Below are 13,208 nucleotides of genomic sequence, written 5' to 3' on the forward strand. Positions count from 1 at the left end.
CAAGCCGCAGCTGCGGCATTCACGGCGTGGAGGGGCGATACAGCCCGTGGACGGCAACATAGTCGGCCACGGCGGGCGGCAACAACGCACGCCAGGGCCCGCCGGAGGCGATCTGCGAGCGCACTGCGCTGGCTGATTCGGCGCGCAGCGGGTGGTGCAGGCGCAGGATGCGGCCGGCGGGGCTGGCGAACAGCGCCTGTTCGTTGTCGGCCCAGCGCCCTTCCAGGGCACGGCCCAGCACGCCGTCAACCGAGGCCCGCAGCGGGCTGCCCGGTCGTTCGGCCACCACGAAATGGGCCAGCCCGAACAGGGCCTCCCATTCATGCCAGCTGGGCAGGCCCAGCAGGCTGTCGGCGCCGACCAGCCAGGCCAGCGGCCGGCTCGGTCCCAGTTCAGCGCGCAGCTCGCGCAGGGTATCGACGGTGTAGGACGGGCGACCGGGGAAACGCGCCGCACGGTCCAGCTCGCGGCGGTCCAGCAGCAGGCCGGGCTCGTCGCCGATGGCCAGCGACAGCATGGTGCAGCGCTGCTCGGCGGTCGCACCGGGTACCGCGCGATGCGGCGGGTCGGCCGCCGGCAGCATGCGCACCGCCACCTGCAGTTCATCGCGGGCGGCACGCGCGATCGCCAGATGCCCGAGGTGCACCGGATCGAAGGTGCCCCCGTAATAGATCCGCAGGCTCATCGCTCAGGCCCGCGCCAGCAGGCGCACGGCACGCGGTTCGGCCACGGCCACCAGCAGGCGTTCCAGCGCCAGCCAGGCATCGCCGTCGGCCCGCCCCTTGGCGATGCGGTCGACCAGCCCGGCTTCGGCCACGAAGCGTTCCCAGCGCTTGCCTTCCGGGTGGCGCTGCAGCGCGCGCTTGTAGGGCGCCTGGCGCGACTCCCAGATGCCACGCGACTTCATTTCGGCGGCCAGGTTGCCGCCCCGCGCCTGCACCCGGGCCAGGCCGGCACCGGCCAGCAGCTCGCGGATCACCATCGGCATCAGTGCGGCCACCGCTTCGCCTTCGCCGCGCAGGCCGGCCAGCATGCGCAGCACCGCCGGCGGCTGGCCGGAGAACGTCGCCTCCAGCAGACGGAACACGTCGTAGCGGGCGGCATCGGCCACCAGCGATTCCATCCGTTCCACATCCAGCGGCTGGCCATCGGCCAGCAATGCCAGCTTGTCGATCTCCTGCGCAGCGGCCAGCAGGTTGCCTTCCACCCGCTCGGCCAGTCGCTGCACGGCGGCCGGGTCGGCCCGCAGGCCCTTGCCGCGCAGGCGGCGCTCGATCCAGTCCGGCAGCTCGTGCGGCTTGATCGCCCAGGCTACCGAAAGCACGCCGATGCGGTTGACCGCCTCGGCCCACTTGCCCTGGTGGGCCTTGCTCCATTCGTTGGCGGTGATCATCAACACCACGTCCGGCGCCGGGTTGGCGCAGAACTGGCTGATCACCTCGGCGCCGTCCTTGCCCGGCTTGCCGCTGGGCAGGCGCACCTCGACCAGGCGACGTGCGCTGAACAGGCTCGGCGCATTGAAGCTGGCGTCGAGCTGGTTCCAGTCGAAATCGCGGCCATCGGCGTCGAACACTTCGCGCTCGCCGATGCCGGCGCCGCGTGCACGCGCGCGGATGGCGTCGGCCGCCTCCAGCACGCGCAGCGTCTCCGGGCCGGCAATCAGATAGACCGGCGCCAGTGCAACATCAGCGCCCTGGCTGGCCAGCTGCTCCGGACGCAGTTCCATCGTCCTTCGCCGCTCAGTGCTTGGCTGCGGGAACCGGCTCGGCCGGCACCGCGCCTTCGACGGGCTTGGCCTTCGGTGCCGACAGGCTGCCACCCTTTTCAAGCTCGGCGCGGACCACGCTGTCGATGCGGCGGATGATCGATGCGGACATTTCCCGGCGCAGCTCATCAGCCAGGATCTCGCGCTCGGTGGTGGTACCGGTGGCGTCGGTCGGCGGCGACACGTAGTCACGCGACAGCTCGATCACCTGCTGCGGCACCAGATCGCTGCCGTCCTCGCGACGGAAGATGAAGATCACCGCGTAGCGCAGGCTGTACTCCTGCGCACGGCCCTGCGAATCGATGGCGATCGGCAGGTCGCCCCAGCGCTCGGAGAGCACCTGCAGCTGGGTACTGGGCTGCTTGCTGTCCTCGTCGGCCAGCTTGGCGCCAGAAGCCAGCAGGCTGCGGTTGAGCAGCTTGACCAGTTCGCTGTACGGCGCGGTGGAGACTACCTTCACCGGCGCGGTGTCGGTCGGCAGCATCAGCTTGCTGCGCAGATGGAAACCGCAGCCGGCAAGGCCGAGGGCAAGAACAAGGGCAAGCAGGATTCGGGTCATGTAGACAGTCTGGCGGAGCCGGGCGATCACGGCAACACACAGCCTGCCCGAAGCCGCGTGAATGCAGGGCCATCAAGCGCATGACCCGGCACCGGAAAGGCACCGGCCACCACGCAGGTGGCCGGTGCGGGGTACATCAGGCGGCGACGATGTTCACGATCTTGCCCGGAACGATGATGATCTTGCGCACCGTCAGGCCTTCCAGGAACTTGGCCGCGTTCGGCTCGGCCAGGGCCAGCGCTTCAACCTGCTCGCGCGCGGCATCGGCCGCCACCTCGATGGTGCCACGCAGCTTGCCGTTGACCTGCACGGCCAGAGTCAGCGCATCGCGCACCAGCGCGCCAGCGTCGGCCTGCGGGAACGGCTGGTCTTCCAGCAGCGTCTCGCCGTGGCCCAGCACCTGCCACAGGGCATGGCTGGCGTGCGGGGTGATCGGGTTCAGCAGCAGCACGATGGCCTGCAGCGCTTCCTGGCGGACCGCCCGGCCCTGCCCGCTGCCGTCCTCGAACTTGGCCAGCGCGTTCATCAGCTCCATCACTGCGGCAATGGCGGTGTTGAAGCTGTGGCGGCGGCCGTAGTCGTCGCCGACCTTGCCGATGGTTTCATGGGTCTTGCGGCGCAGCGCCTTCTGGTTGGCATCCAGCGCAGCGGCGTCCAGCGCCGGGGCGGCACCGTCGGCGGCGTGCTTCTGCACCTGGGCCCACAGGCGGCGCAGGAAGCGGGCCATGCCATCCACGCCGGCTTCGTTCCACTCCAGCGACTGCTCGGGCGGCGCGGCGAACATCGAGAACAGTCGCACAGTGTCGGCGCCGTACTTGCCGACCATGGCCTGCGGGTCCACGCCGTTGTTCTTCGACTTGGACATCTTCTCGGTGCCACCGACCACCACCGGCTGGCCATCGGCGATCAGGGTGGCACCGGTGATGCGGCCACGCTCATCGCGCTGCACTTCCACATCGGCCGGGTTGATCCAGTCCTTCGAGCCATCCGGGTTCGGGCGGTAATAGGTCTCGGCGATCACCATGCCCTGGCACAGCAGATTGCGCGCCGGCTCGTTGCTGTCGACCATCCGCGCGTCGCGCAGCAGCTTGTGATAGAAGCGGAAATACATCAGGTGCAGGATCGCGTGCTCGATGCCGCCGATGTACTGGTCGACCGGCAGCCAGTAGTTGCCGCGCTTGTCGACGGCATCACGCGCGCCCGGCGAGGTGTAGCGGGCGTAGTACCAGCTCGACTCCATGAAGGTGTCGAAGGTATCGGTCTCGCGCTCGGCCGCACCGCCGCACTCCGGGCAGGTGGTCTTGCGCCATTCCGGGTCGGTCTTGATCGGCGAACCGGTGCCCGAGAACGCCACGTCCTCCGGCAGCACCACCGGCAGCTGTTCTTCCGGCACCGGCACGGCACCGCACTTGGCGCAGTAGATCACCGGAATCGGGCAGCCCCAGTAGCGCTGGCGGCTCACGCCCCAGTCGCGCAGGCGGTAGTTGACGCGGCGCTGGCCCTGGGCCTTGCGCTCGAATCGTTCGGCCAGGGCTTCGAAGGCGCCCTGGAAGTCCAGGCCGTCGAATTCGGCCGAGTTGACCAGTTCGGTCTGCCGGCTCTTGTCGCTGTACCAGTCCTGCCAGCGGCTGCCGTCCCAGCTGCGCTCTTCTTCGGTGCGCGCATCCTTCAGCGCGATCACCTGCTTGATCGGCAGCCCGTACTTGTTGGCCACTTCGTTGTCGCGCTGGTCATGGCCCGGGACAGCCATCACCGCGCCGGTGCCGTAGCCCATCAGCACGAAGTTGGCGACCCAGACCGGCACCTGCTCGCCGGTGACCGGGTGCAGGGCGCGCAGGCCGGTGTCCATGCCGCGCTTTTCCTGGGTTTCCAGTTCAGCCTCGGACACGCCGCCCTGCTTCAGGTCGGCCAGCATCGCCGCCAGTTCCGGATTGTTTTTCGCCGCGTGCAGCGCCAGCGGGTGCTCGGCGGCGATCGACACGAAGGTCACGCCCATCACGGTGTCCGGGCGGGTGGTGAACACGCGCAGCGGATCCAGCACACCGCCGTCCACGTCACGCACGTCGAACTGGATCTCCAGGCCCTCGGAACGGCCAATCCAGTTGCGCTGCATGGTCTTGACCGATTCCGGCCAGCCGTCCAGCTCGTCCAGGCCGTCCAGCAGCTCCTGGGCGTAGTCGGTGATGCGCAGGAACCACTGCGGGATCTCGCGCTTCTCGACCAGGGCGCCGGAACGCCAGCCGCGGCCGTCGATCACCTGCTCGTTGGCCAGCACGGTCTGGTCGACCGGGTCCCAGTTCACCACCGCGTTGCGACGGTACGCCAGGCCCTTGCGCATCAGCCGGGTGAACATGCGCTGCTCATGGACGTAATAGTCCGGACGGCAGGTGGCGAACTCGCGCGACCAGTCGATGGCATAGCCCAGCGACTGCAGCTGGCTGCGCATGTGGTCGATGTTCTTGTAGGTCCACGCCGCCGGCGCGGTCTTGTTCTTGATCGCGGCATTTTCCGCCGGCAGGCCGAACGCATCCCAGCCCATCGGCTGCAGCACGTTGTGACCGGTCATGCGCTTGTAGCGGCTGATCACGTCACCGATGGTGTAGTTGCGCACGTGCCCCATGTGCAGCGCACCGGACGGGTACGGGAGCATCGACAGGCAGTAGTACTTCGGCTTGTCCGAAGTCTCGTCGACCTCGAAGGCACGGGTGGCGTCCCAGTACTGCTGGGCGGCGGATTCAACCTGCTGCGGGTCGTAGGCGTTGGTTTCAGCGCTGGTCATGGAACACGCGGATGCGGCGGCAAAGCGGTACAGCGTACCGCAGTGCGGCAAACGTCTCCAATCCTGCCTGCCGCGTGCAGGCGCCGCCCGTGCGCGGAGAGCGTCTCAGCGAGGCCGCGACAGAGGCAGGGCCAGGGCCAGCCAGACCGCCCAGCAGGCGAAAGCCACGCGTTGCGCCAGCGGTGCCGGCAGCACGCCCTGCAGGGCAAAGGCCGCCATTGCCGCCAGTACGGCACAGATGACCGCCACCCCACCGAGGGCCTTGCCAAGACCTTGGCGCAGGTGGGAGATACCCAGCAGCAGGGCGCCGGCAACAAATCCCAGCACCCAGATCATCCAGGCGCTGGCGTGCAGCTGGCTGGCCGGTCCATGCAGGTCATCCACGTCCAGCGGCAGCAGCCCCATCGCCGCAAAGGCCAGGCCGGCCAGCAGCAGCATCTGGCTGCCCACCCGCGGCGCCCAGCCGGCCGTGGCCGGAAGGCGGCGGCGCAGGCACTCGGCGACCACCGCGGCCAGCACGCCGGGCAGCACGAAGCCCAGCAGATTGAACCCCAGCGCATGCGGCACGCCCCGTGCGCCCAGCAGAGCCACCGGGTGGCGCGCCTGCGCGTAGCCGTCCAGCGCCGCGCCGAAGCCCACCACGGCCAGGACGAAGATGGCTGCAGCAAGCAGCCCCCACCAACGATCACGCCGGAGCACGGACATCGCGCGGATTCACCAAGAAGCGGAAGACCGGCCATTGTCGCGGCAACGATGCGGGGCGCCAAGCGGCGGCACATTCAAGCGGCGGCACATTTCAGAATCATTCGATATCCGCGCCGGCATGCCGCGCGCGATGCTCGGGGCATGGCAGTCCCGCCATGCAGGGAGACCTCCCATGATCCATCGCATCCTCGTCGCCGGCGCGCTCAGCCTGGGCCTGGCCGCCACGGCCCACGCCGGCGAGTTCCAGTGCTCGGCCTGGATCGGCGCACCCAGCGCCACGGCACCGCCGAGCAGCAACTTCTTCGGGGGCCCCACCATCAAGGCGCCCGACGCACGCACCGCAGCTGAGCTGTATCAGGCCCGCATCTCCGAAACGACCCTGCCGCTGAAGACCGGGCGCTGGATCGTGCATCACGTGCGCTGTGATGAGCTGAAGTAACCGCCAGCGCATCGAGGGCAGGCCCCGCGCCCGCCCTCTCCTGCCTGGAAGGGCGGCGGTCCGGGGCGACACCAAGGGTTGAGTCTGACATCGATCGTCACCATAGAATCGGTCTCCAGATGCCAGACGATGCCTCCCCCATGACCGAGACGACCTACGTATTCGACGCTACCACCGCGACCTTCGAGGCCGAAGTCCTGCAGAAGTCGCTGCAGACGCCGGTGCTGGTCGATTTCTGGGCCACCTGGTGCGGGCCGTGCAAGACCCTTGGCCCGATGCTGGAAAAGCTGGCAGCCGAATACAACGGCGCCTTCGAACTGGCCAAGGTCGATGTCGACCAGGAACAGCAGATCGCGGCGGCGTTCCAGATCCGCTCGGTACCGACCGTGTTCCTGGTCAAGGGTGGCCAGCTGGTGGACGGCTTCCCCGGCGCGATTCCGGAAGGCCAGCTGCGCGAGTTCCTCGCCCAGCATGGCATCGTGCCCGCCGACATCGGCGATGCCGCCGCCGAGGACGAAGCGCCACTGGATCCGCAGGCGCAGGTGGACGTGCTGCGCGCGCAGATCGCCGCCGAGCCGGACAAGGATGAGCTCAAGCTCGACCTGGCCCTGGCCCTGCTGCAGATCGGCGGCGTGGATGAAGCCGGCACGCTGATCGACGGCCTGCCCGCCAACCTGGCCACCGATGACCGCGCCGTGCGTGCCCGTGCCCGCCTGTCCTTTGCGGCCGCGCTGAAGGACGCCCCCGCGGCCGAAGTGCTGGAGGCGCGCATCGCCGCCGACGGCAACGATCTCAAGGCGCGCCACCTGCGAGGTGTGCAGCTGCTGCTCGGCGGCCACGATGAGGCCGCACTGGCACAGTTCCTGGAAATGCTGCGGATCGATCGCACCTTCGAGGAAGGGTTGCCGCGCAAGGCCCTGATCGACGCCTTCAATGTGATCTCCGACGAGGACCTCGTTGGCCAGTACCGCCGCAGGATGGCCTCTCTGCTGTTCTGAACGGGAGCCCTCTTCGTTCAGAATCCCTGCACTGAACGCGGGCAATAATGCGCGAGATGGCGGCCGTTCGGCCGCCACGATCCGTTCGGGGGGATGAGGTCGGGGCCATGGGGTCTTGCAGCTGCACCTCCGCATTGCCGGGATTGCAAACTGTGACCTTCGTCCGCTCGCTGTCGTTCGCCAAGCGCTTCCAGGGCGCCCTGTTGTGTGCCCTTCTCCTCCTGCTGCTGCCAGGCGTGGCCGGCGCCCAGGACTGGAATTACCGGGTCCGCCCCGGCGATACCCTGTGGGATCTGGGCGGCCTGTACCTGAAGCCCTCGGTACGCTGGCAACAGCTGCAGCAGCACAACCGCATCGACAATCCCTATCGGTTGCCGCCCGGCCAGCTGCTGCGCTTCCCGATCAGCTGGCTGCGTACCGAGCCTGCGCCGGCCCGCGTGCTGTCGGTTCGCGGCAAGGTCGAGCTGTCCGGCGCCGATGGCAGCGCCACGCGCGCGATCCTGGCGGGCGAGCAGCTGCGTATCGGCGACACCGTGCAGACCGAAGGCGAATCCAGCGTCACTCTCGAGTTCGCCGACGCCTCGCGCCTGCAGCTGCGTGAGTACTCGCGGCTGCGCCTGGACCAGCTCAGCCGCTATGGCCACACCGGCATGGTGGACACCCGCCTGCGCCTGCAGCAGGGCCGCGCCAGCAATCGCGTCACGCCCGCCCGCGGCCCGGCATCGCGCTACATCATCGATGCGCCCACCGCGACCAGCAGCGTACGCGGCACCGTGTTCCGGGTCAGCGCCGGCGACGCCGGCCAGGTCGGTGCGACCGAGGTCCTGCAGGGCAAGGTGCAGGTCGGCAACACCCACGGACAGCGCCTGGTCCGGCCGGGCCAGGCCACGCTCATCGGCAGCGCCGACGCCGCACCTGACACGGTCTCCCCGCTGCTGCCGGCACCGCAGCTGCGCAACGACGAACTGCGCCTGGCGCCGCTGCCGACGCTGCTTGCCTGGGAGCCCGTTGCGGGTGCCGCGCACTACCGCGTGGAAGTGGTGCAGGCAGCCACACCGGAAATCCTGCTGTTCGCCGCCACCACCACCGATACGCGCCTGGCGATCGGCGACCTGCCGCCGGGCCAGCTGCGCATCCTGCTGCGCGCGGTCGATGCGCAGGGCGTGGAAGGCCTCGACGCCAGCGCCGATTTTGAACTCAGCGACCAGCCGCCACCGCCGATCACCGTATCGCCGCTGCACGGGCAGACGATCAACAGCGACCGCCCGCGCTTCCGCTGGAGCCAGGCCCCGGGCGCGCGCAGCAGTGTGCTGCAGATCGCCTCCGATCCCACGTTCCAGCAGCCACTGCAGGAACAGGCGAGCCATGGCACCGACCTGCGCCTGGCGCAGCCACTGCCCCCGGGCCAGTACTTCTGGCGGGTCGCGTCGCGTGATGGCAATGGCCACCAGGGCCGCTACGGCCAGGCACTGCCACTGCAGCTGAGCAATGAACCGGTCGATCCTGCGCTGCAACCGCCGGAAGCGGCTCATGGTGAACTGACCCTGCGCTGGCAGGCCGGCAGCGAAGGCCAGCGCTACCGGGTGCAGGTCGATCGCCATGGCGATTTCAAGGCGCCGCTGGTCGACGAAACCGTGGCCGAGCCGCAGGTCAGTTTCAAGCGGCCGTGGAGCGGCACCCTGCATGTGCGCGTGCAGTACATCGACGACGATGGCCATGCCGGCGAGTTTTCGCCCGCCCAGCAGATCAAGCTGGCGTGCCGCCTGTGCTACGGCGCAGGCGGCGGCGCCGTGCTGCTCTGGTTGCTGTTGTGAGGCGTTCGCCACTGCCGTGGAGCAAGCGGATCGCACTGGCCCTGCTGGCCGGTGTGCTGACCGTGCTGGCCAGCCAGGGCCAATGGCTGTGGCGGCAGGACGAGACCGCCTACGACGCGCTGGTCGGTGGCTGGGACTACCGCCCCGACCCCAGCGTGCTGATCGTGGCCATCGACGAAGGCAGCCTGCAACGCATCGGCCAATGGCCCTGGCCGCGCTCGATACACGCGCGCCTGCTGGACCGGTTGACCGATGCCGGCGCCGAGCGTGTCGCCCTGGACCTGATGCTGTCCGAACCGGATCGGCGCGACAGCCGCCATGACGACGCGCTGGCGGCCGCCATCCGCCGTAACGGCCGGGTGGTGCTGCCGGTACTGGCCGCGCCCGCCGCGGGTGACCGCATGGCCGAGGAAATGCTGCCGATCCCGCAGATCGCGGCCAGTGCCGCAGCCATCGGCCACACCGATGTCGAAGTGGATGGCGACGGCGTCGCCCGCGGTCTCTACCTGCACGCGGGCATCGGCCAGCCACATTGGCCGGCGCTGGGCCTGGCGTTGGCCGACCTGCCGGCGGGCGCCGTGCACGGCCTGCCCGACCCCGACCCGGGAGTCGGCTCGCCCTATCAATGGCGACGCGACGACTATGTGCGCGTGCGCTACGCCGGCCCGCCGGAGCGACTGCCGCAGGTGTCCTACGCCGATGTACTCGACGGCCACGTCGACATGGCGATGCTGCAGGGCCGCCGCATCGTGGTCGGCATGACCGCCAGCGGCATCGCGCCGCGCCTGCTGACACCGACCACCCGCGAATTCTGGATGAGCGGCAGCGAGTACCAGGCCAACATCGCCTCGATGCTGCTGCAGCACAAGCAGATCGATGTGCTGCCCTCGGCATGGCAACAGACCATCAGCGCGGTGCTGGTCGCACTGTGCGTCCTACTGCTCGGCCTGCGCCTGCCCTGGCTTGCGGCGCTGGCGTCGTTGCCGGCGGCCCCATTGCTGAGCTGGTTGCTGCTGCGCAGCAGCGATCTGTGGTGGGCGCCGGCCACCGCGATGCTGGGCATTCTATTGGTGCTTCTGGCCTGGGCGATCTGGCGGATCTCGGCCTGGCACCGCCAGGCCAACCGCGATGCGCTGACCGGCCTCGGCAATCGCCTGCGTTTCGAGCAGTCATTGCAGCAGGAATGCGACGCCGCACGACGCAGTGGCAAGCCGCTGAGCCTGGCGTTGATCGATGTGGACCATTTCAAGCGTCACAACGACCTCCATGGCCACCAGGTGGGTGATCGCGTGCTGCGCGATGTCGCCCGCCTGATCGGCGCGCATGCGCGGCGCCCGCGCGACATGGCTGCGCGCTATGGCGGCGACGAATTCGCGCTGGTGCTGCCGGATACACCGGCCGAAGGTGCGCGCCTGGTGATCGACGACCTGATCGCCTGCGTACGGGCGCTGCCGTCCCCGGGTGATGGCGGCGGCGAGCGGGTCACCCTCACCATCGGTGTGTTCACCCGCGTGCCGGACGGAGAACTGCAACCGCATCATTTCGTCGAAGGCGCCGACACCGCCCTGTACCAGGCAAAGGCCAATGGCCGCGACGGGTTTGTGATCGACGGCGCGTGAGGCATCATCTGCACTCTGCCTGTAGAGTCGAGCTTGCTCGACTGCGCGCCCATCATTCGAGCGGCCAACAACACCATGCGAATGGATACTCCCCCAGGGTTGATGCCAGACCCGCACGTACAGGGTTGGCCATGACATACAGCGCTTGTTGCCGGACATCCTCCTCATTCCGGATCAGGTGATCGTAGTAGCCCCGCTGCCACACCGGGCGTCCTTCACCGGAGTGCGCGTTGACCGCGATCGCCACCCTGGACTTGAGTGATTGCATGCAACGGCCAAGCGTACCTTCGCGCAACTGCAGAACCCAGTGCAGATGATCCGGCATCACCACCCAAGCCAATGACCGCGTGATCCCCTTGCAGTCGCTGCCTCGCAGCTCATCAGTCAAGGCATCCACGCATCGCGGGTCTGCAAAGACGCGTTGGCGTCCGGCAGTGACAGTGGTGACTACGTAGAAGCATCCGACCGTGGAGCATCGGCCGCGCAACAAGGCTGGACTGGGCATACGGGCAGCATGGACCGCGGTTCACGGCCATACCTATCAGGAGACCCCGAAATGGCGATCAGACATTGTCTGAACTCGTTCGATTGAGGCCCGCTGGAAACAGTCGAGCAAGCTCGACTCTACTCTCGGCTGCCGTCACGCCAGAATCGCGATGATCCGTCAGCTGGTGCAACATACGCATGCGAATGGTTAGACTGCGGATCTCGCCCTGCGCCCCTGGACCCGCATGAACGCCCGCCTGTTCCGCTTCGGCATCAATCTCTGGCCGCCGTTCCTGTTCACCGGCATCCACGTCACCCGGGTCTCGCCGGACTACCGGCAGATCGACGTCGAACTGCGCATGCGGCCCTGGAACCGCAACTACGTCGGCACCCACTTCGGCGGCAGCCTGTTCGCGATGACCGATCCGTTCTGGATGCTCGGCCTGCTGCACATCCTCGGCCGCGACTACTACGTGTGGGACCGCGCCGGTGCGATCGATTTCCTCAAGCCCGGCCGCGGCATCGTGCGCACTTCGTTCCGCATCGATGACGCGCTGCTGGACGAACTGCGCGCCGAAGCGGCCAGCGGCGAAAAGGTGCTGCGCTGGTTCAGCAACGACGTGGTTGATGAAAAGGGTGAAGTAGTCGCGCAGGTGCGCAAGCAGGTCTATCTGCGGCTGAAGCCACACGCACGCTGAGCGTCAGTCGCGCGCCGCTGCCCCCGCGACGGCCGAAGCCTGCAGCGGTACCGAAAGCCAGGGGCTGTCAGCAGCGCTGCGCGACGGCGAGCGACGTGGCACCTGCAGGCGGCTGCCATCGGCCGACAGCTGCGGTGCGCGCACCGGCGAGCGGAACTGCGCCGGCAGGCGCTGCAGCGCGTCTGCCGGATCATCGGCCTGCTGCCGCAACCAGCGCTGCGCCCCAAGCAATCGCAGCATCGCAGCGGCGTCCTGGGTGCGCGACGAATAGGCGGGATAGGCCGGTGCGGCCATATCCGTCAGCACGCAACCCATGATGTTCGACAGGCAACCGAAGTCACGCTGTGGCGGTGCCGGCACGGGCAACGGACGATCCGCCTCCAGTGCCGCCGTTGCCGCCGCGCCGCAGGCCCAACCGAGATTGCCGGCCACGCGTGCCAGGGTGCTGCTGCGGTCAAGAACCAGAACGCCGCCGAATTCCCTCGACGAGGTTTCGATCGCCGCCCGGCTCATTGCGTACTCACCCTGCATTGCCCGGCACAGGCTCTGCTCGTCGGCCCGCATCGGCTGCATCGCCCGCGCGCATTCTGCTGGCAGCGGGTGGTCGGCCGGAAGTTCGACCAGCATGTCGGCCAGCAGCTGTGCATTGGCCTGGACCAGGCTGGCCCCGACGATGCTCTCGACCAGAGAGCTTCCACCGGGCACCAACCGGCGTCCCAGCTGCAGCCCCAGGCAACTGCCGCGCAGGGCGCCATCAACATCGCCCTGTACGTAGGCCAGCGCGCGGGCGCTGGTGACGTCCACCACCAGGCCATAGGTCGGCAGGGGCACCAGAATGCCCTCGCCCTTCGGCTGGAACGGCGATACGAAATGGTCTGCCTCGGCCAACTGCTCCAGGCGCGCATGCAGCAGATGATGGCCGGCGTGGGCTTCGGCAAACCGCTGCGGATCGGCGCGCACCTGCGCCAGGCAGCCGCCGGCAGCCGGGCCGCAGCTGGCGGATGCACGCGGGTGCAGTGCGTCAGGGCGGCTGGAAAGCTGGGGCTGGGTGACGTTATTGCCATGCGGTTCGGCGTCCCAGCGCCGCACGTCTTCAGCCAGCGCCTGCTCGCGCTGGCGGGCATCCAGGCCGTCAACAGCGAGCGTCCACAACAGCGCATAGCCATTGCGCCCGGGTGCCGGCAGGCGGGTCTCCAACCGCTGCTGCGCCTGCAGCCGCGATTCGGGGATGGGCCACATGCGCGAGGCACACCACACGACAATGGCCAGCACCAGCAGGCCCATCAGGGTCCAACCCAACCCACGCAGGATCTTCAACACAGCGTCCCTTCCATGTGCCGTTGCCG

Annotated in this window: 12 protein-coding genes; 5 read left to right on the plus strand and 7 right to left on the minus strand. The window is 68.6% G+C overall.

Annotation, left to right across the window (positions count from 1 at the left end):
• Positions 1 to 19: 19 nt before the first annotated feature.
• The 5 genes from nadD to N440_RS12465 form a co-directional block, all read right to left on the minus strand.
• Entirely contained in the window at positions 20 to 685 is a 666-nt protein-coding gene (gene nadD, locus N440_RS12445) for a nicotinate-nucleotide adenylyltransferase (RefSeq protein WP_133935254.1), read from the minus strand.
• Between the two features lie 3 nt (positions 686 to 688).
• Positions 689 to 1,726 (minus strand): DNA polymerase III subunit delta, encoded by a 1,038-nt coding sequence (gene holA, locus N440_RS12450; RefSeq protein WP_008266587.1) that lies wholly within the window; start codon positions 1,724 to 1,726, stop codon positions 689 to 691.
• Positions 1,727 to 1,739: 13 nt separating this feature from the next.
• Positions 1,740 to 2,324: an LPS assembly lipoprotein LptE gene (gene lptE, locus N440_RS12455; protein WP_133935255.1), complete on the minus strand. Its 585-nt coding sequence runs from the start codon at positions 2,322 to 2,324 to the stop codon at positions 1,740 to 1,742.
• Between the two features lie 136 nt (positions 2,325 to 2,460).
• Complete coding sequence (gene leuS / locus N440_RS12460) at positions 2,461 to 5,103, minus strand: leucine--tRNA ligase (RefSeq protein WP_133935256.1); 2,643 nt, start codon at positions 5,101 to 5,103, stop codon at positions 2,461 to 2,463.
• 105 nt (positions 5,104 to 5,208) lie between these two features.
• Complete coding sequence (locus tag N440_RS12465; RefSeq protein WP_133935257.1) at positions 5,209 to 5,808, minus strand: DUF998 domain-containing protein; 600 nt, start codon at positions 5,806 to 5,808, stop codon at positions 5,209 to 5,211.
• 172 nt (positions 5,809 to 5,980) lie between these two features.
• Between N440_RS12465 and N440_RS12470 the strand changes: the two genes are divergently transcribed.
• The 4 genes from N440_RS12470 to N440_RS12485 all read left to right on the plus strand — a co-directional run bounded on the left by N440_RS12470 (position 5,981) and on the right by N440_RS12485 (position 10,678).
• Complete coding sequence (locus N440_RS12470) at positions 5,981 to 6,247, plus strand: hypothetical protein (RefSeq protein WP_133935258.1); 267 nt, start codon at positions 5,981 to 5,983, stop codon at positions 6,245 to 6,247.
• Positions 6,248 to 6,387: 140 nt separating this feature from the next.
• Positions 6,388 to 7,245 carry a thioredoxin gene (gene trxA, locus N440_RS12475; protein WP_133935259.1) on the plus strand — a complete coding sequence of 286 codons (858 nt, stop codon included), beginning with the start codon at positions 6,388 to 6,390 and terminating at the stop codon, positions 7,243 to 7,245.
• Between the two features lie 107 nt (positions 7,246 to 7,352).
• Entirely contained in the window at positions 7,353 to 9,059 is a 1,707-nt protein-coding gene (locus N440_RS12480; protein ID WP_133935260.1) for a FecR domain-containing protein, read from the plus strand.
• Positions 9,056 to 10,678: a CHASE2 domain-containing protein gene (locus N440_RS12485; protein ID WP_133935261.1), complete on the plus strand. Its 1,623-nt coding sequence runs from the start codon at positions 9,056 to 9,058 to the stop codon at positions 10,676 to 10,678. The genes N440_RS12480 and N440_RS12485 overlap by 4 nt, the downstream gene beginning before the upstream one ends.
• 52 nt (positions 10,679 to 10,730) lie before the next feature.
• On the opposite strand, the gene N440_RS12490 is transcribed toward N440_RS12485, so the two are convergent.
• Entirely contained in the window at positions 10,731 to 11,183 is a 453-nt protein-coding gene (locus N440_RS12490; RefSeq protein WP_133935262.1) for a transposase, read from the minus strand.
• Between the two features lie 226 nt (positions 11,184 to 11,409).
• Between N440_RS12490 and N440_RS12495 the strand changes: the two genes are divergently transcribed.
• Positions 11,410 to 11,862 (plus strand): DUF4442 domain-containing protein, encoded by a 453-nt coding sequence (locus N440_RS12495; protein WP_133935263.1) that lies wholly within the window; start codon positions 11,410 to 11,412, stop codon positions 11,860 to 11,862.
• Between the two features lie 3 nt (positions 11,863 to 11,865).
• Here N440_RS12495 and N440_RS12500 read toward each other — a convergent pair whose 3' ends face one another.
• A complete protein-coding gene (locus N440_RS12500; protein ID WP_133935264.1) occupies positions 11,866 to 13,182 on the minus strand; it encodes a hypothetical protein in 1,317 nt (438 codons plus the stop codon).
• Positions 13,183 to 13,208 lie beyond the last annotated feature (26 nt).

This window comes from Stenotrophomonas sp. CC22-02, assembly GCF_004365115.1.
In the GTDB taxonomy this organism is placed as follows: Bacteria; Pseudomonadota; Gammaproteobacteria; order Xanthomonadales; family Xanthomonadaceae; genus Stenotrophomonas; species Stenotrophomonas forensis.